Raw genomic sequence first — 21,076 nt, 5'->3', positions numbered from 1 at the left:
TGTACATAAAAAAATGTAATACTTTAATAATAATTCTATAAATGATAAACTATTAAGAAAGAACAGTTTTAAGGAGGCTATAAATGAATAAACTAATGATAATAGAAGACTCTCAAATTATAAGAGAAGAATTAAAATCATTACTTACAAGATATGGATATAATGTAATTGCTTGTGAAAATTTCGAAAATATATTAGAAGATATAGAAAAAGAAAGACCAGAACTTATATTACTAGATATAAACCTTCCTGTATATGATGGATTCCATATATGTAGAGAGGTAAGAAAGACACTAAATATACCTATAATAATAGTAACTAGTAGGGATAGTGAAATAGATGAGCTTATGAGTATGAACTTAGGTGCAGATGATTTTATAACTAAACCATACAATACCCAAATACTTCTAGCTAGAATAAGTGCCGTTCTTAAAAGAACTTACACAGATGTTAGTTCAGATGTACTGGTTTATAAAGATTTAAGCTTGGATTTATCTAAAGGGACAATAACTGCTTTTGGACAAAGTGTTGAGTTAAGCAAAAATGAAATAAAAATCTTAGCTCACCTTATGAAAAATAAAGAAAAAATAGTATCAAGGGACGATTTAATGAATTATATGTGGAATTCAGATGTTTATATAGATGATAATACTCTATCTGTAAATATGACAAGAATAAGAAAAAAACTAGAAGAATTAGATTTAAAAGACTATATAGAAACTAGAAGAGGATTAGGATATATATTAAGATGAAACTAGTTGATTATATAAAAGATAATTTAATTTTTTTAATAATAAACTTTATGATAATATTTATATTATCTATAGGGTTATTAGCATCAAATGTTAGTTACCAACTTATCTTCTTATTAATTGTTATATGGGTAGGTCCATTTTTATCATACATGATTATTGACTTTAGAAGAAAGAAAAAATATTTTGATAATGTAATTAGTATATGTGAAAATTTAGATAAAAAGTTTTTACTATCAGAAGTTATAGAAAAACCAAAAAATCTAAATGAATATTTAATTTATGATATATTAAAAGAAACTAATAAATCAATGAGAGATAATGTTAATTATTATAAAAATATGCAAAACGATTATAAAGAGTATATTGAAACCTGGGTGCATGAAATAAAAACACCTATAGCTTCTACTATGCTATTTATAGAAAATAACTCAGACACTATTCCTGGATATATAAAAGAAGAGCTTCAAAAAATAGAAGATTATGTTGAGCAAGTTTTATATTATTCTAGAAGTAATAATGTAAATAAAGATTATATTGTTAAATCTTTTAGCCTAGAAAACTCTATTAGAAAAGTAATAAGAAAAAATGCTAGATCTTGTATTAATAAAAAAATTGCTATAAATATAGGAAATATAGATCATACAGTTTATAGTGACCCTAAATGGGTTGAGTTTATAATAAATCAAATTATGGTTAACTCTATAAAATATTCAAAGAATGAAAATCCTAGTATAAATTTAGACTGTGTAGTGAATAAGAATAATATTGTGCTAAATATAGTTGATAATGGTGTAGGAATTTGTGAACGAGATATTTGCAGAGTTTTTGAAAAAGGATTTACAGGAGAAAATGGACGTACATATTCTAAATCAACAGGGATTGGACTTTATGTATGCAAAAAATTATGTAATAAATTAGGACTTAATATTGAATTAGATTCAAAAATAGATGAAGGAACGACTGTAAGATTAGTATTCCCTCTAGGTGAAAGATATCTTTAGAAAATGAACTAATAAAGTAAGGATGTTATTCTTATTTTGTTAGTTTATTTTTTTAGAAAAATATTGCGAGTTTATATTCTATATGTTATATTATTTATATAACATATAGAATATGTGTTAAAAAATATGAGAGGATGTGACAACTTGATATTAAACTTAGATTTTAATAGTGATAAGCCTATTTATATACAAATACGAGAAGAAGTTATAAAATCAATTGCAAATGGAGAGTTAGAAATTTATGAATCTCTTCCGTCTGTTAGAAGTTTAGCTGATGAAATTGGAATAAACCTTCACACTGTGAGTAAGGCGTATAACCTTTTAAAGGATGAAGGCTATATAAGTATTGATAGAAGAAAAGGTGCAGTAATTAATAATCTTCCTATAGATAAGGATACTAACAATTTCAATCAAATTAAAGATCAAATAGAACTTTTAGTAGCAGAGAGTTATTTAAAAGGGATAGATAAAAGCGAGTTTATAGACTTATGTGAAAATTATTTTGAAAAATATGGGGTGAAAAAATAATGGGAAATTTAGCAACTTTTATGATGATGGTTCCAATAATAGTAATTGTTCATTTGTTAATGCTTTATGTTCAGGCATTCAGTGGCAAAAATTATTTTTATGGAGTATACGTAAAAAATATAGAACTTGAAGAAAATGATAAACAAAGAGTTGATAGAAGTTATAAAAAGAAATTAAATATTACTTTAGTTTTATTGGTAATTATTTCATTACTAGGACATCAACTATTTAATTTTAATGGGGACTTGACATTGACATTTATTTTAATATTATATTTAATACTAAATTTTTATTATTTAAGATCTAGCTATATAGATGTAATTCAATTAAAAAGTAAATTGGTGACTACATCTAATAGTTATGGGGATAAAGATACAAATGTCAAAACTATGTCTATAGATACTAAATTTATAAATGAAAAATCTAAAATTAAGAATAAATTTAAAGTTTTATTTGGTATATGCATACTAATATCTTTAATAACATTCATTTATGTTGGGTTAAATTATAATAGTCTACCGGAAACTATCCCAACTCATTGGGGAATAGAAGGTAAACCAGATACATTTGCTCCAAAAACATTAAAAAATGTTTTTATGCTAAATATTTTAAATATATCAATGGTTTTAATGTTTAGTTATTTAACTATTGAGACTATAGGATCTAGAAGCTATATAGATACCGAAAATAAAGAAGAGATTAGAAAAAAGGCTTTAAGATACTTAAGTAAAATGGGTTACGCATTTTGGATATTAACTTTAAGTATACAACTAACGATAATCCCTATGCAATGGTCTCTAGTTAGTGGAGTTAACGTACCAACTCTAGTATTTTTTATAAGTATATTTTTACCTATGATATCTACTATTTATTTAATATATATTATGATAATGATATCTACATTGAAGTCTAAAAATAAAAATTCATATGTAATAGAAAGTGATGATGAAAAATGGATTTATGGATTTATATATTATAACAAAGAAGACCCATCATTTATGGTTGAAAAAAGGATTGGTGCTGGTTGGACATTTAATATGGCAAATAAAAAAAGTCAGTGGCTTTGTGTATTCTTAGTTTTATTAATTATAGTGAGTATTATTGGATTTTAAAATAAAGATAAAAGGACTACAAATTTATGTAGTCCTTTTATCTTTATTTATTTTATATAAATTAATACTAAACGAAAAACTTTAAGTTTAATTAAAGGTAAAGCGTATATAATTACTATATTGATATAAACTTAGGAGGACAATTAATGAGAATTTTATTGGTGGAAGATAATGTTATTTTGGCAGATACTATAAAAGAAGAGTTATCAAATCAAAACAATTTTAATGTTGAAGTTTTTAATAACGGGGAAGAAGCGTTGTATAATATAGAGAGAAATATATATGATATTATAATTTTAGATATAATGTTACCTGATTTAAGCGGAATAGAAATATTAAAGGCATTAAGAAATCAAGGATTTAAAACGCCAGTTATAATGCTAACAGCAAAAGAAGAGTTAGATGATAAAGTTGGAGCATTTTCAATAGGGGCAAATGACTATATAACAAAACCATTTTATATGGAGGAATTAATAGCTAGGGTTTACGCAGTTCTTAGAACCACAGGAGTAATATCTAGCGAAAATATATTAGAATTTAAAAGCTTAAAGATAAATTTAAACTCTAGAAAAGTATATATAGATGGAGAGGAAATAGAACTATACAAGAAACAATATGATATTTTGGAATACTTTTTAATCAATAAAGGGCAAGTTTTATTAAAAGAACAAATATATGATAGAATTTGGGGAGTTGAGTGTGATATTCCGCTAGAAATAGTAGAGGTTCATATAAGTGGTCTTAGAAAAAATTTATCGTGTAAAGGATATAATAAATATATAAAAACTAAAAGAGGAATAGGATATATATTTGATGATGAATAAAAATATATTGAAAAATACAAGAAAAAGGTTAATTACAATAAATATGATAGTTGTAGGTATCGTCTTTATAGTATTTGCTTTATTTATATATAAGTTTTTTTATGATTTAACTTATAATGGAGTTGATAAAGACCTACAAATGCAAATGCAAAAAACTGAAAATGATTTAATGAATGGCGAAAGAAATCCAATTCCTAATAGGGATGATATTCATATGATGTCAAAAGGAAGCTTAGTATATGTGTGGGAAAATGGGGCAATCATTAAGTCTTATCCATACGATATTACTAACTACATGAAACCATATGAAAAAAGTAAAAACTTAAAGGAAGGTATAATTTCTTATGAGTATGAAGGTTCAAGCTTCAGAGAGTTTAAAAAAGTCAGTGGACCATATACTATTGAGATAATCAAACTAGTGGATATTGAAGAGGGACTTTTAGCTAAGCTTAGACATGTGCTTATAATTTCAGCAGTTATAGCTTGTGTATTTATATTTATTGCAAGTAAATTTTTAACTAAAAAATCTTTAGAACCAATAGAGGAATCTTGGAAAACACAGGCTTTATTTGTACAGGATGCTTCTCATGAATTAAGAACTCCACTTACCATAATTTTTTCTAAAATTGAAAGTATAATAAAAAGGCCAAGCAATAGCGTTGAAGATGAAATGAAAAATTTAACAATTATTATGAAAGAAGTAAGACGTCTTAATAAATTAGTTTCTGACTTGCTAAAACTTACAAAAGAAGATGCTATCGTGACTATAAATAAATCTGAGGTTGATTTAAAATCTATGTTATCTGATATAACTGAACAATATGAAGATATATGCGAATTGCAACATAAAAAGCTGGAGTTTGAATATAAATCAAAAGACAAAATTATATTTAGTGATAAGGAGAAGTTAAAACAAATATTAATCATACTTATTGATAATGCTATAAAATACACAAATAATGAAGATATAATAAAAGTTACTATATATGATGAAAATACAAATATAATAATTGATGTATTAGATACTGGGATAGGTATTAAAAATGAAGACCTATCACAAATTTTCAATCGATTTTTTAGGGCTAGTTCTCAAAGAGAATCCAATAGAGATGGATCTGGTATAGGTTTATCAATTGCTAAAGTGTTAGTATCTAATTTAAACGGGAAAATATCTGCTATATCTAAATATGGAGAAGGAAGTACTTTTACTCTTTCCATTCCTAAAAAATAGAAACTGTATTCTAAGTATTACCAAAATGTAAGTTAATTTTTTGCTTACTATAAGGCTTTTATTTTTAAAAAAGTGTAAAATAAGAATATGAGTTTCGTTAGGAGGTAGACATGAAAAATATATTAGAAGTAAAAAACATAGAAAAGTATTATGGAAATAAAGATACTATAAATAAAGCAATTGATAATATAAGCTTTAGTGTGAGTGAAGGTGAATTTATAGGTATAATGGGCCCTAGCGGAAGTGGTAAAACTACGCTTTTAAATTGCATATCTACAATCGACAATGTATCAAGTGGAAGCGTGATAATAAATGATCAAGATATTACAAAACTAAAAACAAGAAAGCTAGATAAATTTAGACAGACAGAACTAGGATTTATATTTCAAGATTTTAACCTTTTAGATACATTAACTGCTTACGAAAATATAGCATTAGCGCTTACCATTAAGGGTGAAAAAACATCTAATATAGATAGTAAAGTTAAAGAAGTTGCTAAATACCTTGAAATAAATAATATTTTGGATAAGTATCCATATCAAATATCGGGTGGACAAAAACAAAGGGTTGCCTCTGCTAGAGCTATTGTAACAAATCCCTCATTAGTTTTAGCTGATGAGCCTACAGGAGCTTTAGATTCTAAAGCTGCCAGGTTACTACTTGAAAGATTTGAAAAATTAAATCAAGAATTCAACACTACTATTTTGATGGTTACCCATGATGCTTTTACAGCAAGCTATGCAAATAGAATATTGTTTATAAAAGATGGTGAAATCTTTAATGAAGTAATTCGTGGAAATGATAGTAGGAAAAATTTTTTTAATAGAATAATAGATGTAATCACCTTGCTTGGAGGAGATGAAAATGTATTTTAAACTTGCGTTTGAAAATGTTAGGAAAAGTTTTAAAGTTTATAGAATATACTTTTTAACTCTAACACTTGCTGTAAGTATATTCTATAGTTTCAACTCTATAGAGTCACAGCATGCTATGTATGATTTAAATAAATCTACACAAAGTTACATTGATATGTTAATTCAATCAATAGAAATTATTTCTGTCTTTGTATCATTTATACTAGGGAGCTTAATATTGTATGCCAACAATTTTTTAATAAAAAAAAGAAAAAAAGAATTGGGTATATATAGAACATTAGGTATGGGAAATTTTAAAATATCCCAAGTATTAGTAATAGAGACAGCAATAGTAGGTTCTATTTCTTTAGTAGTGGGTTTATTAATAGGACTTGTATTAAGTCAAGGACTATCCGCTTTTACATCTCAATTATTTGAGGTTGATATGAGTAAATACAAATTTATAATTTCTACAAAATCTATTCAAAAAACTATAGTTTACTTTGGAATAATATTTTCAATAGTAATGGTATTTAATTTTATATCCATTGCAAGATATAAGATAATAGATTTAATTAATGCTGGCAAAAAAATTGAAAATTTAAAATTTAGAAATCCTATAATATACATAATTACTTTTTCATTAAGTGTATATCTTTTATTAACAAGTTATAAACTGATTCTTAAAGTAGGTATAATGGGATTTACAAATTATATGTTTTTAAAGGTTATAGGATTTGGAATTTTAGGTACATTTTTATTTTTTTATAGTTTATCTGGAGTATTTATATTAGTAATAGCAAAAAATAAAAAAATATATTTTAAAGGGTTGAATATTTTTATAATTAAACAATTAAATAGTAAAATTAATACGAATTTCTTATCTATTTCAGTTATAAGCTTAATGATATTTTTAACAATAGGTATACTTTCAACAGGTATCAGTTTTAAGAATGTTTTAGAAAAATCATTAAGAAATTCTACTCCATTTGATGTAAGTGCATATAAATTTATAGATGAGGATGAAAAGATAAAAACAGTCGAAGATTCCTTAAATGCACTTAATTTTAAATTTGATGATACTGAAAAATATACGTATTTTACTATATATGACTCTGGAATAAAGTTAAAAAATTTAATTGATGAAAAATATGTGAAAAATAAAAATACAATAAATGAAAATTTTAATTTTGCAAAATTAGAATTGATAAAAATTTCAGATTATAATAATATTAGAAAATTAGAAGGAAAAAAAGCTATCCATATAAATCCAAATGAAGTTATATTAACTTCTAATAGAAGTGAGTATTTAAATATTTTTAAAGACGCCTTTAGAAAAACTAAAAAAATTAATTTATATGGTAAAGATTATAATATAAAAAATGGTGAAATATATGAAGAAACCTTTAAATCATCTGAATTTCTAGACAATACATCAACATTAATAGTCAATGATAGTTTAGTTGAAAGTGCAAAACCTGTGAGCTCTAATTTGAATGTAGAATTCACTGGAGACTATAATAAATCAGAAAAAAAATTTGAATCCCTATTAGACTCATTTAAAGAAGGTAAGGTAAGTTATGATAAGGTAGGTTTTTTAAATGGAAATACTAAACAGGTTATATATGCTGATCAAAGAAATACAATTACAATTATAATATTTATAGGTATGTATTTAGGTATTATATTTTTAATTTCTAGTATGGCTGTTTTAGCTGTCCAACAATTATCAGAAGCTAGTGATAGTATAGAAAGATATAAATCTTTAATGCGTTTAGGAGTTAATGAAAAAATGATTAATAAAGCTATATTTATTCAGACACTCATATATTTTGCTCTTCCTATCTCACTTGCTTTTATACATTCTATTGTAGGGATAAAAGTTGTATCTGACTTTATATCATTAGTAGATAAGCCAAATATTAAATACTCATCTATATCTACTGCCGTTATTTTAATAATTGTATATATATCGTATTTTTATACTACATATATAGGGTATAAGAATATAGTTAAAAATTCAAAATAAAAAGCTAACTTGATTATCAGGTTAGCTTTTTATAATTATATTAAAATTAAATTCAGGCATAAGCTGTTATAATTAAAGTAACTATAATAATTCAAGGGGGATAAGTTTATGTTTGATTTAAATCGTAAAAATCTTATTAAAAAAATGAAAGAAGAATCTTTACTTATATTATTTGCAGGGGATGCACCTTTTAGAAGTGCCGATCAACAATATAAATTTACACCAAATAGAAATTTTTATTATTTAACGGGAATAGATGATAAAAAAGTTATATTAACTATATTAAAAACAGAAACAGAAATTATAGAAAATGTATATGTACAAAGAGAAGATGAGCTTATGGCAAAGTGGGTAGGACGATCTATAAATAAAGATGAAGCTAGAAAGATAAGCAAGGTTAAAAATATAAAATACATTGATGAATTTGAAAGTACTATTTCATCCTACATTGATAGAAGAGGAATAAAAAACATATATTTTGATTTAGAAAGACAATCAATAGACATTCCGTCAACAAAGGCTCAAGATATGGCAAATTTAATAAAAGTTAAATATCCATATATAAAAATTAAAAATATATATTCTCAAATTGTTAGTTTGAGAATGATAAAAAATGAAGATGAAATAAATACTATAAAAAAAGCCATATCTATAACTAAAGAAGGTATTATTTCTATGGCTAAAAATATAAAACCTAACATGAAAGAATATGAGGTAGAGTCATATTTTGACTTTGAAATAAAACGATTAGGAGCTTCTGCACATGCATTTAATACTATTTGTGCTGCGGGTAAAAATGCAACCGTTCTTCATTATGAAGATAATAATCAAGATTGCACAGATGGAGATTTAATTTTATTTGATTTAGGAGCAGAATACAATTATTATTGTTCAGATATTTCTAGAACAATGCCTATTAATGGAAAGTTTACAGAACGCCAAAAGCAAATTTATTCAATTGTTTTAAATTGTATGAAAGAGGTTGAAAAAGCAGCTAAGCCTGGAATTACGTTAAGAGATTTAAATGATATTGCAAAAAAATCTTTATCAAAGGGATGTATAGATATAGGGCTTATATCAAAAGAAGAAGAAATTGAAAAATATTACTTCCATTCGATTGGTCATTCATTAGGATTAGATACGCATGATGTTTGGATAAGTGATTCAAAACTTGAGGTTGGGTGTGTGATAACTAATGAGCCAGGGCTTTATATAGAAGAAGAGGGAATTGGCATAAGATTAGAAGATGATTTACTAATTACTGATTTTGGGTGTACAAATCTATCAAATGATATACCTATTGAAATAGAAGATATAGAAAACTTAATGAGATAAAAGTTTAAAAGACTTTTTAATGTATTTATTAAATTATATAAGTGCATTTTAAAGTCTTTTTTATATTTAGGTAAAGTGAGTTTTATGTTTTAAACAATAAGTATCAGGGTATTTAATTTTGGTAATCGGTAATTATATAATCAAAGGAGAACAATTTATGAGAAAGATATTAAATGAATTTAGAGAATTTGCAGTTAAAGGAAATGTAATAGATCTTGCTGTCGGGGTTGTTGTCGGAGGCGCATTTTCTAAAATAGTTACATCATTAGTAAATGATATTATAATGCCTGTAGTTGGAATGTTAACTGGAGGTATAAACTTTTCTGAATATAAAATTATATTAAAAGAAGCTGTTGGCAAATCCCCAGCTGTTACTTTAAACTTGGGAAATTTCATACAAACAACAGTTAACTTTATAATAATATCGTTTTGTATATTTATATTTATAAAGGGATTAATGAAACTAAAAAATGCAACTCTTAAGGAAGAAATTGCTATTGAAGAAGAAAAGGCTGAAAAAATTTCTGAAGAGGTTTTATTACTTAGAGATATAAAAGATTTATTACAAAATCAAAATTAATTTATAAAGAAAAAGGATAAAGTTTAACTTTATCCTTTTTCTTTATAAATTTAAATTTATTTTTTGCATAAAATATGATATGATATTAATATTATTTTAGTATAAAACAATTTATAAAGTTATACAATTATAAAGGTTAAAGAGGTGGTGTAAAATGAGACAAGGGAGTTCAATAAGAAGAGCAAAATCGTTTATTTTAATATTTAGTGTAATCTATTCTATATTTGAATCTAATATATTATATTTAACTCCAATAATAACAGTATTAATTCCATATCAGTTTATGAGAAATAAAGAGGTTACAGATCAATCAACATTAGAAAATCAAAAAACTTTAAGTAGATTATTACTGTTCAACTTTATATGTATTGAATTAGTAAGCTTAACTACTCAAAGTGGAAACTTTGTTACATTTAACATTAGCGTTACTATGTTAATTTACTTTGTTTATTTCAAGATGCTATCTTCTAATGAAAAAAAGGTTTTAGCATTTAAAAATAATCCTAAAGTTGTATATGATAAAATGAAATTAAAGATAGATACATTAGAGAACATATATCAAAAAGGATTAAATGAAATGGAAAGTACTGATGACGAGAAAGTAAAAAAGTCAATGCAAGCTAAACTTGATAAATTAAAAATAAAAATAAATGCATCTAAGCAACAATTGGATATGATAGAAAATATTATAGATTCTAGTGAAAATAATAAGTAATAAAAAAGGTGAACCTTTAAAGGTTCACATTTTTTTAAACTTCAAATCCTAGGCATATTTCACATATAGCAGATATTATAAAATAAATACCTATTATATATGGAGTTGCAAATAGTGTTACTATAGGATTTACAAGGATTAATATTCCAAGAACTATAAGTAATACATTATATAAAGTATTTAAATTGAATCCAATTTTTCTTCTTTTTATTGATATTATTAGTAAGTATATACCTCTTACAACTGCCCAGATTCCATAAAATAATATTAAAGTTTCTGTAGTTGATATAGGTGATAACCATACTATTAACCCGAATAGTATATTTATAATTCCACTAAATACATAATATGCTTTTTCAGTAGTTTTAAAGGCTCTTATTATCGTAAATATTCCTGCTATAATTAGTAGTATTCCTGCCACAGTTGTAAAGCTAAAGAAAGATTCTATTGGATTTATAAAAAATAATATACCTATTATCCCAAATAGAATTCCCTCCAATATTAATGTTGTTTCTAATTTTCTTTTATTTTCCATATGTACCATCTCCTCGAACATACATATACCCTAAAAAAATATTAAACTAAACATACTAACTTAAAGTTAAATAATTCTGAAATTTTTCAAAAGAATATATTTAAAGTTAAAATGAATAAGTTGAATTATATATATTCATTTTAAAAATAAAAAGTATTTATTATTGGGTATTTTTACCAAAATAAGTAAATAATATTGAATAATATAAATTTATTTATTTAAAATACATAAAATTTAATCTTAATAACAAAAATATAAAAATGACTATATCTAATTAGACATAGTCATTAACGAAAATAAAAATGATTATTTTTTATTTTTTGTAGAAGATGAACCTTTTAAATAAGCTTCTGAGGAATTTTTCAAAGTTGAAGTCCATTGATTATTGTTTTCATTTTTTTGTTTAGATTCTGACTTGCTTGTTAAATCATTTAAAGAGTTTGCCCATTGATTATTAAATTCAGTTTTAGTTTTTTTAGACATTTTTAAATCTCCTTTGCTTTAAGTATATAGTTATTTTAAGCTTAAAATATTAAATTTATTCTAAATAAAATTTTGTAGTTAAATAGAATTTTATATGAATTTATACTCTAATCTATTGACACTTAATACCATTTAATGCTTATATTAAAGATATAAGTTTATATATTATATTAGGAGGTAAAAATGAAAGTAAATTGGAACAGTAAATATACGACTATATCTGTGTATTCGTTTATAGTTATTTGCTGTAGTATTATTTTTTATCGCATTGCAAGTGATACAAGTGTGTTTATGGGTAAAATAAGCAGTATTATATCTACGCTTCAACCATTTATAATAGGAGCTGTTATAGCTTATCTATTAAATTTCATATTAGTATTTGTTGAAGAAAGAATGCTTAGTAAAAACAAATTAAATAAATTAAAGCCTAAAAGTAAGAGGGCTATAGGGCTTTTAGTTACTTATATAGTAGCATTTATCTTATTAGCTTTATTCATTCAATTTGTATTACCTCAATTAGTAGAAAGCATGCTTGGACTTGTTAATGATATACCTACATATTTAACTAATTTATCAGATCTTTTAACTAAATATACAAAAGATTTGAATATAGATAAGGAATATTTAGATATAGCAGTTACAAAACTTACTGATTTTATAAACTATTTTATAAGCGTTGCTGCGGGGTTACTACCAGTTGTAGGACAAGCTTTAGGAATAGTAGCATCTAGTATATGGAATATAGTTCTTGGAGTTATAATATCTATTTATTTGCTTATAGATAAAGAAAAGTTTTGTGCATTAGGAAGAAAAGTAGTATGTGCAGTATTTAATGAAAAACATTCTAAACGAATATTACAGTTAGTTGATAGAAGTAATGATACATTTGGAAAATTCTTGAGTGGAAAAATAATAGATTCTGCAATAATAGGAGTGCTTACTTTTGTAGTACTTACTATATTCAAAATGCCATATGTACTACTTATATCAGTAATTATAGGTATAACAAATATAATCCCATTTTTTGGGCCTTTCTTTGGTGCTATACCTGCAACCATAATAATTCTATTCGTATCACCAATAAAAGCATTATGGTTCATATTAATAATTATAGTTATTCAGCAATTAGATGGAAATATAATAGGACCTAAAATATTAGGAGACTCTATAGGTATTTCAGCATTTTGGATTTTATTTTCATTATTAGTTGCAGGAAAGTTCCTAGGTTTAGTGGGAATGATTATAGGTGTTCCTTTATTTGCAATAATTTACTCAATTATTAAGGAAGTAATAGAGGAAAAATTAGATAAAAAAGGTCTACCTGTTAATACAAACGACTATCTTAAAAAGTAAAAAATAAAAAAACTACCTAAATTTAAATTTAGGTAGTTTTTTTATTTTTATAATTTAGATTCAAACGTTTGTTGGGGAATAGTTTTTTTATAGAATCTTCATTACTTAATGTCTGATAGGTAATTAAATAAAATTATCTATTTAAGTTTAAAGTACGTGTGGTTTCGAATTTTACTTAATTTGAATAAAATAATAAATCTGATAAAATTAATATTATCGTAAAAATTTAAAATATAATTCGAAAAGGAGGTTTTATGAAAAAACAGATTTTACCTAAAACATTACTGTTTATATTTATATTTGCATTCATAAATATTTTTATTTCTATATTTGGAAAAGAGAATTCTTTAATAGGTGTTATAGTTATAACTATGTTGCTAATGCTGCTACAACGAAACTTAGCTATATCTCCAATTAAAAATACATTTAAATTGGTAGGAATCAATTTATTTTTGGGAATATTTTCTTTTTTAGCTGTTCAAAATATATTTTTAGGAATTGTTTGTAATTTAGTAGCTATGTTTATAGTAGCATACTTATTTAGTTATAATTTAAGAAGTCATTTGGATGTAGCGTTTGGATTGTTATATTTATTTATGATTGGAGCGCCTGTGAGCTTAGATCAACTACCTTTAAGACTAACATCTTTAGCTGCTGGGGCTTTAATCATAATGATTTCACAAATATTAGTTAATAAAAATAAATTAGAAAAAACTAGTGATAAAGTATTAATGGACTTAGGTATTTATATAGCACAAAAAGCTGAATACTTAAAAAATCAAAATGACTATAGTGAACCTTTGGATTTAAAAATAAACAATTCAATGAGAAAAATAAAAACTATTATTTATGATAATAGAAAAAAAGGTTTCTTCTTGACTGGTAATGGATCTAATGTTTTTAATATAGTTTTTAATTTCGAAAGAATAAATACTATGCTAGATGATTATAGACAAGATACCAGTTTGTATAATAGTGAAGATTTATCAATAATTAGCTACGAATTAAATAATTTAAAGTCTTATTTAAATAAAGATATAAATCAAAGTGAAATAAATTTTAAAAATTCAATGAGTAAAGAGTTATATGAATTTTACGATGCAATGGAAAATATATATTTTTATTTAAATGAGTATACAAGTAATAGCAGTAAAAAGAATATCTATGATAATTTAGAGATTCCATATAATTTCAAAAAATCTTATATTTATAAAGATCATATAAGTACTAAGTCTATGAAGTTTACTTATGCTACAAAAGTTGCTATAGGAATTGCATTGGGTGGATTTATAATGGACTATTTCAACTTAAAGGAAGGTCGATGGATATTATATACTATATTTTCTGTTATACAACCATACACTGAAGATGGAATAATTAAAACGAAGAAAAGACTATTTGGAACTATTTTAGGGTGTATATCAGTATTTATACTGTTTTCAATATTTAAAGATCCGACTTTGAGAGCAATTATTATAATTTTCACTGGATATATAAGTGGTTATGCAAAAGAAATAGATTATAAATATGAAATGATATGTATTACAATATCAGCTATAGGTTCTGTTAGTATGCTTACTTCACCTGATGTATTTATTATAAATAGGGTTGCATTTATTGCATTAGGTATTATTATAGCGTTAATTATAAACAAGTTAATATTACCATATAATGCAAACACTGCATATGAAGTACTACTAGATATGTATAGAAATGTAATTAAAGAAATGGAAACAGAAGTTCAGCTATCGGTGGATGGTTATGGAAATCTTCATAAAGTAAAAAATCTTCTATTAATATCTAACCTACTAGAAGATAAGTTAGTATCTATGAATAATTTAGTAAAAGATAAAAATCAATATGAAGTCTTAAATAAAAAGAGATTATTAATTAATAGTATGTATTGCATATATTTAAAATTTAAAAGAAACAATGAAATGCCTATATACTATAATTTAGCGCAGTTAGAAGAAGCTAAAGATTTAATAATAGAAGATATTGAAACTACAAATGATATAGATCATAAAGTAATATGTAAAAATCTACTTTATATAATTGAAAATTCAGATGTCATTAAAGTATATGCATAAGCTAAAAAAAGAAATTAGTAAATCAGATGATTTACTAATTTCTTTTTTTACATTAATTTATTTCTTTTTGAATAATCTGTGTGTTTATCATTATTATAACTTAACTTTGCGCAAACACTTACTGTGTGTTTATTTCTGTGATGTTTTATTTCTAAATCACTAAACTGTGCATCATCCGCATTACTTCTTAAGTAATTTCTTACAACATCTTCAGCTGATTTTTCATTAACATCATCATATGTTTTAAAGTAAGCATTTTCGCCTATTTCAAGTGTTAAATCGTAATTACCATTATCTAGTTTATTTCTCATTTCACTCATATTGTCCATAGTTTACCTCCAAATTAATATTGTCATCACAATTAAGTTTATCCAAAGTAAACTAATTTTATTAGGATTATAAAAGTTTTAGTATAGCTTGTTTAAAGTCATCTTCATTAAAATTTCCATTGAAATTTATAGAACCAAGTACTGTACAGTAATTAGCTTCACCAGTTTTACTCCATAAAATTGAATGATCTAAAATATCCTTACACACTTTGTCTAAATCAATGCCCATAGCTTCCATGCTAAAACGCATTTTATTAGGATATCTACAAGGTATATTATCTATATATGTACATCTTTCACAATATCTACAACGGCCACCATCTGATAAAAGTCCATCAAATATTTCCTCTAATGGTATAAGTAAATCAGATAAAACTTTTCTTAGATATGGATGTACAGTTTCTATTGAATTGTTATCATCAACATCCATATACATTGCTAAAACTAAAGAGTACTCGTAATTTTTTGTGTAGTCAGTAAATTTTGGACTGTTTGGAGGACATGTATAACTTAAATTATAGTGAGGACATCCATCCTTACAAAGGCCTGTGAAATAGTTAAAATCCATATAATTTTCTAAAGTTTTATTTTTACATATATTTGCTTTTAGTTTTATATCATTTCCATCTTTTTTAAAATTTAGTGTAATCATAGTAACACTCCTATATATATTTTTTACTAATACTATAATATTATTATATCATGATACATCTTACAACATTGTTACAGTAAAAATATACAAAAAGTGGTATAATTATTTGTATGTTTTGTGATTTTATAGCAGTTGGAGGTGTCTTTTGAGGAGAAAATTATTTATATTAAGTGGGATTGCATTATTATTTGTTTTATCTTTTGTTTGGTATGTAAAGGTATTTAATTTAAAAGAGATTAATAAAAACGAAATAGATGTCAATCAATTTATAAAATGTAGTGACGAAGTGAGTAGTTCAAAAGCTCAAGTTAATTGGCAGTATGTAGCAAGTATAATAGGGGTACAAAATAAAAATAATTTTAAAGATGTGAGTAATGATGAAATAAAAAATGTTGCTAATTTATTCATAATTAAAGATGGAGAAAAATACAAAGTTTTAAATTTAGATGATGTTTTAAAGAAGCTTGAATTTAGTTCAAAAGAAGTTAAGAGAACTCATGATTATATAAATGATTTAAAATATTTTGGTTTAAAGCCATCTAGATTAAATCCAGATGGAAAATATATGACATTTATAGACTCTGTAAAAAATAGTTCTATCTATAATTATAATAAGTACAAGATTTTACCATCTATTACTATAGCTCAATCTATACTTGAGTCTAATTGGGGTAAATCTGAACTATCTTCTAAGTATAATAATTTATTTGGAATAAAAGCAAACAATTCATGGAAAGGTAAATATGTTAATATAGAGACTAGTGAATATTACGATCAAGTAATCACAGATAAATTTAGGGTTTATAAAACAAAATCAGAATCTATACAAGACCATGCTAAATTTTTAAGTGAAAACCCTAGATATAAAGAAGTTCTTACTAAAGCTACTTATATAGAACAAGCAGAAGAACTTCAAAATGCTGGATATAGTACTGTTTCAGATGAAAGTGGAAATTTAACATATAAAAACTTATTAATAGAGATAATTCAACAATACAACTTACAATTAATCGATAGCTATGTTCAAGAAATAAGAGAATAGAACAAATGTTCTATTCTCTTATTTCTTTTTGTAGGTGTTTTTATTTATAAGTTCTTCTCTAATGATATTTCCTTCTTCATCTAAATATACTCTATAAGTATCTACCTTAACTTTATCTTCTTCATAATTGCTTTTTGTTATAAGGTAAAGTCTTTCTCTGTCTTTATCACATCCATAAATTTTAGATGTAATAACTCCTTTATTTACTGTATTTTTAATATAAACAGGATGCATAAGCGGATTTTCAAATTTAAAATCTGTATATCCATAAGATACTGCAGCATCTCGACCTGCAGGTGCATATTTTGATACAAATGTATGATTATGAACTTCTGATATATTCATTCCTGAAAGTAATGCAGCGTTATATATTGTGGTAGATACTTGGCATACTCCACCACCTTCGCCATTTACATACTTTCCGCCAACTATAACCTTAGCTGTTTTATATCCGTTATGCCATGTTCTAGCGCCTGTAGCATTATTATATGAAAACTCTTTATGAGGCATTATTAATTTATCACTGGTACTGCTTGCTGCAACATTTATATTATTCCCTCTAGAAGTCGTATAGTTAAAAGTAGTACTAAATTGACCTAGTACTGTATTTATAGAGTTAACATTTTCTGTGGTTACTTTAGGATCAACAGTATTTACTGGAATTTTCAAATCTTTTATGTTCTTATTTGCTATCATATTATATATGGATTCTTTTAACTTAATTTTATCAACTTTCTTACCATGCTTAGATTTAGTCCTTTTAATAGAACCATCATCATTTATAGATATAGTAGCATTAACTTCTTTTATATCTATTTCTTTGCAGATATCATTAATTAGTTTACTTAACTTAACTTCATCATAGGTACTAATTAAATTTATACTGTATTTGTCTTTAAATCTTAAATTTGATTTTCTTTTTAGGTTTACCAGTATATCATCATTTCTAGTAAAAAAATAAGCTTCTTTAATTGCTTTATCTTTATTGAATTTTAAATTTATATCTGATGGATTTATAACATAAGTTTTATCTCCATAGGTCAATTTAATTGGCTTTTCCTTATATTTAGATTCAACCAAATTTAGTGCTTCCTCAAATGTTAAGTATGAAATATCAATATCTTCTACATATATATTTTTATATATTTTAGATGAAGTATCAATTTCTGATTTATTAATTCCTATTCCAAGCAATAAACAAGATATAAATATTATAATAATTAAATATTGATATTTGGATTTCATATTTTAAAAACTCCTTTATTATTATTCATATATATATTGTCCTTAAATGAATATTTGTATGTTTAAGTTTTTTAATTTGTCAAATTATGATATAATAAAATTTTGATGAACGTTAAAAATAAAGATATATAAATATAGGAGGCTACTTATGGCAAATACTTTTTATATAGTAAGACATGGACAAACTAATTGGAACATATTAGGTAAAACGCAAGGACATGGTAATTCAGATTTAACAGAGAAAGGAATAGAACAAGCTACTGAGCTTGCTGATAGTTTAGCTAAAAATCATAAAATAGACTATATATTTTCAAGCGACTTAGGTAGAGCTGTTCAAACTGCTAATATACTTGGAGACGGTTTAGGAATAAGCGTTTGTGAAACGCCAGCTCTTAGAGAAATGGGATTTGGTAAATGGGAAGGTTTATTAATAGATGAAATAAAAATGAATTATGCAGATATATATAATACATGGAGAAATGAACCACATTTAGTTGAAATTCCTGAAGGAGAAACTTTACATATAATAAAAGATAGAGTAGATAATTTTATAAATGAACTTAATAAGAAATATGATAATAAACACATATTACTTGTAACTCACTCTGTAACTGTTAGGGCTATGCTTTTATCTTTCTTAAATTCAGGTATGGAAAATATATATAGAATTAAGCAAGACAATACTGCTTTAAATATAGTTGAATATAGAGATTATGGACCAGTTATAATAAAAATGAATGATACTACTCATATCAAAAACAATGAAAAAATAAACAACTCAGCACTTGAGTAAGGAGATATAAATATGGCAAAAGTTATAGTTGTTGGAGGTGGACCGGCTGGCATAATGGCCGCAATATCAGCTTCAAAACAAAATGAAGTAATTTTAATAGAAAAAAATAATGAAATAGGAAAAAAGCTTAAACTTACAGGTGGCGGAAGATGTAACATAACTAATAATAGAAATATAGAAGATTTTTTTGATAAGGTAGTTAATAACAAAAAGTTCTTATATAGTTCTTTTTATACATTTTCAAACTACGACTTATTAGAATACTTTAAAGAGAATAATTTAGAGTACAAGGTTGAATATGATGAAAAAGTATATACTAAGTCAGATAAGGCTGATGATGTTATAAATGTACTATTAAGTAACCTTTCAAAAAATAATGTTGAAATAATGTATAACACAACTGTTTGTGACTTAGTTATAGAAAATAGTGAAGCTAAAGGAGTTATAACTAATAAAGGAGAAAAAATTAGTTGCGATAAATTAATTGTAACTACTGGTGGTAAAAGTTATCCAGCAACAGGTTCTGATGGGTATATGTTTGAAATTTTAAAAAAATATGGACATGAAATAAAACCGCTATATCCAGCATTAATCCCTTTAGTTACACAAGAGAGTTTTGTAAAAAATTTACAAGGTGTAGCTATGAAAGATGTTTGCATAAGTACTAAAATTAAAAAGAAAAAAATTGAAACTCAAGGTGACATGATATTTACACATTTTGGAATATCAGGACCTGCAGTACTAAAGTTTTCTTCATATATAAATAAACCCCTTGATAATAATCCTATTGAAATTACAATAGACTTTTTACAAAAAACTTCAAGTGATGAATTATCAAAGATAATAAGAGAAAATCCAAATAAAAATATACTAACAAATTTAAAAAGCATATTACCACAAAACTTTTTAAAAGAAATTTTGACTTTACTTAATTTAAGTGATAAAAAACCTAATGAATTAAAAAAAGAAGATGAATTAAAAATTATTGAATATATAAAGTGTATGAAATTAACTATTTCTGAGATGCTAACAATTAAAGCTGCTATGGTAACTAGTGGAGGAGTTAGTGTAAAGGAAATAAATTCATCTAATTTAGAATCTAAAATAATTAAAAATTTATTCTTTGCTGGAGAGGTTATAGATGTAGATGCCGAGACTGGCGGATATAATCTTCAAATAGCTTTTTCAACAGGGTATTTAGCAGGAAGTGATTATTAATGAAAGTATTAGCAGTTAGAGGAGCGACAACAGTTAATCAAAACTCCATAGAAGAAATATTAAATGAAACTAAAGTACTGATAGAAAACATAATAAAAGAAAATGATATATTAGAAGAGGATATTATAAGTATGGTCTTTACAATGACTAGTGATTTAGATGTGGTATATCCATCTGTAGCTGTAAGAGATTTATTAAATATTTGTGATACACCTTTACTTAATTTTGAAGAAAAGTATATTCAAGGTAGTCTCAGAAAATGTATTAGAGTTATGGTAAATATAAATAGTGAAAAGTCAAAGTCTGAGATTAAACATATATATCTAAATAATGCTAAAAGTTTAAGACCAGACATAGTTGAATAGGAGTGAA

Annotated in this window: 22 protein-coding genes; 17 read left to right on the top strand and 5 right to left on the bottom strand. The window is 24.9% G+C overall.

The genetic code is table 11. The features are described from left to right. The first annotated feature begins 83 nt into the window (after positions 1-83). The 11 genes from ACN6I1_RS06940 (at position 84) to ACN6I1_RS06890 (ending at position 10,964) form a co-directional block, all read left to right on the top strand. The gene (locus ACN6I1_RS06940) at positions 84-752 is read left to right on the top strand and encodes a response regulator transcription factor (protein WP_021431271.1); all 669 of its coding nucleotides are present in this window, start codon (positions 84-86) and stop codon (positions 750-752) included. Beyond that, positions 749-1,756, top strand: a complete 1,008-nt coding sequence (locus tag ACN6I1_RS06935; RefSeq protein ID WP_419743241.1) for a sensor histidine kinase — start codon at positions 749-751, stop codon at positions 1,754-1,756. Before ACN6I1_RS06940 ends, ACN6I1_RS06935 begins: the two co-directional genes overlap by 4 nt. Before the next feature lie 144 nt (positions 1,757-1,900). Continuing rightward, positions 1,901-2,284: a GntR family transcriptional regulator gene (locus ACN6I1_RS06930; protein WP_021432970.1), complete on the top strand. Its 384-nt coding sequence runs from the start codon at positions 1,901-1,903 to the stop codon at positions 2,282-2,284. Next, positions 2,284-3,396 (top strand): DUF1648 domain-containing protein, encoded by a 1,113-nt coding sequence (locus ACN6I1_RS06925; RefSeq protein WP_419743240.1) that lies wholly within the window; start codon positions 2,284-2,286, stop codon positions 3,394-3,396. Before ACN6I1_RS06930 ends, ACN6I1_RS06925 begins: the two co-directional genes overlap by 1 nt. Positions 3,397-3,542: 146 nt before the next feature. Continuing rightward, positions 3,543-4,220: a response regulator transcription factor gene (locus tag ACN6I1_RS06920; protein WP_419743239.1), complete on the top strand. Its 678-nt coding sequence runs from the start codon at positions 3,543-3,545 to the stop codon at positions 4,218-4,220. Further along, positions 4,210-5,451: a sensor histidine kinase gene (locus ACN6I1_RS06915; RefSeq protein ID WP_419743238.1), complete on the top strand. Its 1,242-nt coding sequence runs from the start codon at positions 4,210-4,212 to the stop codon at positions 5,449-5,451. Before ACN6I1_RS06920 ends, ACN6I1_RS06915 begins: the two co-directional genes overlap by 11 nt. Positions 5,452-5,561: 110 nt before the next feature. Further along, positions 5,562-6,326 carry an ABC transporter ATP-binding protein gene (locus ACN6I1_RS06910; RefSeq protein WP_419743237.1) on the top strand — a complete coding sequence of 255 codons (765 nt, stop codon included), beginning with the start codon at positions 5,562-5,564 and terminating at the stop codon, positions 6,324-6,326. Continuing rightward, a complete protein-coding gene (locus ACN6I1_RS06905) occupies positions 6,316-8,334 on the top strand; it encodes an FtsX-like permease family protein (RefSeq protein ID WP_419743236.1) in 2,019 nt (672 codons plus the stop codon). The genes ACN6I1_RS06910 and ACN6I1_RS06905 overlap by 11 nt, the downstream gene beginning before the upstream one ends. A 108-nt stretch (positions 8,335-8,442) precedes the next feature. Next, positions 8,443-9,669 carry an aminopeptidase P family protein gene (locus ACN6I1_RS06900; protein ID WP_419743235.1) on the top strand — a complete coding sequence of 409 codons (1,227 nt, stop codon included), beginning with the start codon at positions 8,443-8,445 and terminating at the stop codon, positions 9,667-9,669. A 157-nt stretch (positions 9,670-9,826) separates the two neighbouring features. Next, the gene (gene mscL, locus ACN6I1_RS06895) at positions 9,827-10,249 is read left to right on the top strand and encodes a large-conductance mechanosensitive channel protein MscL (protein ID WP_053832979.1); all 423 of its coding nucleotides are present in this window, start codon (positions 9,827-9,829) and stop codon (positions 10,247-10,249) included. Between the two features lie 154 nt (positions 10,250-10,403). Then, complete coding sequence (locus tag ACN6I1_RS06890; protein WP_021432962.1) at positions 10,404-10,964, top strand: hypothetical protein; 561 nt, start codon at positions 10,404-10,406, stop codon at positions 10,962-10,964. 34 nt (positions 10,965-10,998) lie between these two features. On the opposite strand, the gene ACN6I1_RS06885 is transcribed toward ACN6I1_RS06890, so the two are convergent. Both ACN6I1_RS06885 and ACN6I1_RS06880 read right to left on the bottom strand, forming a co-directional pair. Continuing rightward, a complete protein-coding gene (locus ACN6I1_RS06885; protein ID WP_021431260.1) occupies positions 10,999-11,499 on the bottom strand; it encodes an HdeD family acid-resistance protein in 501 nt (166 codons plus the stop codon). A gap of 306 nt (positions 11,500-11,805) precedes the next feature. Then, positions 11,806-11,982 (bottom strand): hypothetical protein, encoded by a 177-nt coding sequence (locus tag ACN6I1_RS06880; RefSeq protein ID WP_195946221.1) that lies wholly within the window; start codon positions 11,980-11,982, stop codon positions 11,806-11,808. A 183-nt stretch (positions 11,983-12,165) separates the two neighbouring features. Between ACN6I1_RS06880 and ACN6I1_RS06875 the strand changes: the two genes are divergently transcribed. After that, positions 12,166-13,335: an AI-2E family transporter gene (locus tag ACN6I1_RS06875; RefSeq protein ID WP_195946222.1), complete on the top strand. Its 1,170-nt coding sequence runs from the start codon at positions 12,166-12,168 to the stop codon at positions 13,333-13,335. Between the two features lie 254 nt (positions 13,336-13,589). Beyond that, positions 13,590-15,425 carry an FUSC family protein gene (locus ACN6I1_RS06870; protein ID WP_419743234.1) on the top strand — a complete coding sequence of 612 codons (1,836 nt, stop codon included), beginning with the start codon at positions 13,590-13,592 and terminating at the stop codon, positions 15,423-15,425. A 47-nt stretch (positions 15,426-15,472) separates the two neighbouring features. Here the strand turns inward: ACN6I1_RS06870 and ACN6I1_RS06865 are convergent, their stop codons facing one another. Further along, positions 15,473-15,754 carry a hypothetical protein gene (locus tag ACN6I1_RS06865; RefSeq protein WP_419743233.1) on the bottom strand — a complete coding sequence of 94 codons (282 nt, stop codon included), beginning with the start codon at positions 15,752-15,754 and terminating at the stop codon, positions 15,473-15,475. 67 nt (positions 15,755-15,821) lie between these two features. Further along, positions 15,822-16,406, bottom strand: coding sequence for a DUF2284 domain-containing protein (locus tag ACN6I1_RS06860; RefSeq protein WP_419743232.1), 585 nt, complete (start codon positions 16,404-16,406; stop codon positions 15,822-15,824). 145 nt (positions 16,407-16,551) lie between these two features. Between ACN6I1_RS06860 and ACN6I1_RS06855 the strand changes: the two genes are divergently transcribed. Further along, entirely contained in the window at positions 16,552-17,448 is an 897-nt protein-coding gene (locus ACN6I1_RS06855) for a glycoside hydrolase family 73 protein (RefSeq protein ID WP_419743231.1), read from the top strand. A gap of 18 nt (positions 17,449-17,466) precedes the next feature. Here the strand turns inward: ACN6I1_RS06855 and ACN6I1_RS06850 are convergent, their stop codons facing one another. Next, positions 17,467-18,693 (bottom strand): VanW family protein, encoded by a 1,227-nt coding sequence (locus tag ACN6I1_RS06850; protein WP_419743230.1) that lies wholly within the window; start codon positions 18,691-18,693, stop codon positions 17,467-17,469. Between the two features lie 148 nt (positions 18,694-18,841). Here ACN6I1_RS06850 and ACN6I1_RS06845 point away from each other — a divergent pair, with 148 nt between their 5' ends. From ACN6I1_RS06845 to aroH, 3 genes are read left to right on the top strand one after another with little or no spacing between them, the layout of a single operon-like run. After that, a complete protein-coding gene (locus ACN6I1_RS06845; RefSeq protein ID WP_419743229.1) occupies positions 18,842-19,486 on the top strand; it encodes a histidine phosphatase family protein in 645 nt (214 codons plus the stop codon). A 12-nt stretch (positions 19,487-19,498) separates the two neighbouring features. Continuing rightward, complete coding sequence (locus ACN6I1_RS06840) at positions 19,499-20,704, top strand: NAD(P)/FAD-dependent oxidoreductase (protein ID WP_419743228.1); 1,206 nt, start codon at positions 19,499-19,501, stop codon at positions 20,702-20,704. Beyond that, positions 20,704-21,069 carry a chorismate mutase gene (aroH, locus tag ACN6I1_RS06835; protein ID WP_025161906.1) on the top strand — a complete coding sequence of 122 codons (366 nt, stop codon included), beginning with the start codon at positions 20,704-20,706 and terminating at the stop codon, positions 21,067-21,069. The genes ACN6I1_RS06840 and aroH overlap by 1 nt, the downstream gene beginning before the upstream one ends. Positions 21,070-21,076 lie beyond the last annotated feature (7 nt).

It is taken from the genome of Paraclostridium dentum (assembly GCF_048568265.1).
Taxonomy (GTDB): domain Bacteria; phylum Bacillota; class Clostridia; order Peptostreptococcales; family Peptostreptococcaceae; genus Paraclostridium; species Paraclostridium dentum.
This window is presented reverse-complemented; position numbering and strand designations above follow the sequence as displayed.

Coding starts and splice junctions, on each gene's coding strand:
- ACN6I1_RS06940 (WP_021431271.1), top strand. CDS start 84: ATGAATAAACTAATGATAATAGAAGACTCTCAAATTATAAGAGAAGAA.
- ACN6I1_RS06935 (WP_419743241.1), top strand. CDS start 749: ATGAAACTAGTTGATTATATAAAAGATAATTTAATTTTTTTAATAATA.
- ACN6I1_RS06925 (WP_419743240.1), top strand. CDS start 2,284: ATGGGAAATTTAGCAACTTTTATGATGATGGTTCCAATAATAGTAATT.
- ACN6I1_RS06920 (WP_419743239.1), top strand. CDS start 3,543: ATGAGAATTTTATTGGTGGAAGATAATGTTATTTTGGCAGATACTATA.
- ACN6I1_RS06915 (WP_419743238.1), top strand. CDS start 4,210: ATGATGAATAAAAATATATTGAAAAATACAAGAAAAAGGTTAATTACA.
- ACN6I1_RS06910 (WP_419743237.1), top strand. CDS start 5,562: ATGAAAAATATATTAGAAGTAAAAAACATAGAAAAGTATTATGGAAAT.
- ACN6I1_RS06905 (WP_419743236.1), top strand. CDS start 6,316: ATGTATTTTAAACTTGCGTTTGAAAATGTTAGGAAAAGTTTTAAAGTT.
- ACN6I1_RS06900 (WP_419743235.1), top strand. CDS start 8,443: ATGTTTGATTTAAATCGTAAAAATCTTATTAAAAAAATGAAAGAAGAA.
- mscL (WP_053832979.1), top strand. CDS start 9,827: ATGAGAAAGATATTAAATGAATTTAGAGAATTTGCAGTTAAAGGAAAT.
- ACN6I1_RS06890 (WP_021432962.1), top strand. CDS start 10,404: ATGAGACAAGGGAGTTCAATAAGAAGAGCAAAATCGTTTATTTTAATA.
- ACN6I1_RS06885 (WP_021431260.1), bottom strand. CDS start 11,499: ATGGAAAATAAAAGAAAATTAGAAACAACATTAATATTGGAGGGAATT.
- ACN6I1_RS06880 (WP_195946221.1), bottom strand. CDS start 11,982: ATGTCTAAAAAAACTAAAACTGAATTTAATAATCAATGGGCAAACTCT.
- ACN6I1_RS06875 (WP_195946222.1), top strand. CDS start 12,166: ATGAAAGTAAATTGGAACAGTAAATATACGACTATATCTGTGTATTCG.
- ACN6I1_RS06870 (WP_419743234.1), top strand. CDS start 13,590: ATGAAAAAACAGATTTTACCTAAAACATTACTGTTTATATTTATATTT.
- ACN6I1_RS06865 (WP_419743233.1), bottom strand. CDS start 15,754: ATGGACAATATGAGTGAAATGAGAAATAAACTAGATAATGGTAATTAC.
- ACN6I1_RS06860 (WP_419743232.1), bottom strand. CDS start 16,406: ATGATTACACTAAATTTTAAAAAAGATGGAAATGATATAAAACTAAAA.
- ACN6I1_RS06850 (WP_419743230.1), bottom strand. CDS start 18,693: ATGAAATCCAAATATCAATATTTAATTATTATAATATTTATATCTTGT.
- ACN6I1_RS06845 (WP_419743229.1), top strand. CDS start 18,842: ATGGCAAATACTTTTTATATAGTAAGACATGGACAAACTAATTGGAAC.
- ACN6I1_RS06840 (WP_419743228.1), top strand. CDS start 19,499: ATGGCAAAAGTTATAGTTGTTGGAGGTGGACCGGCTGGCATAATGGCC.
- aroH (WP_025161906.1), top strand. CDS start 20,704: ATGAAAGTATTAGCAGTTAGAGGAGCGACAACAGTTAATCAAAACTCC.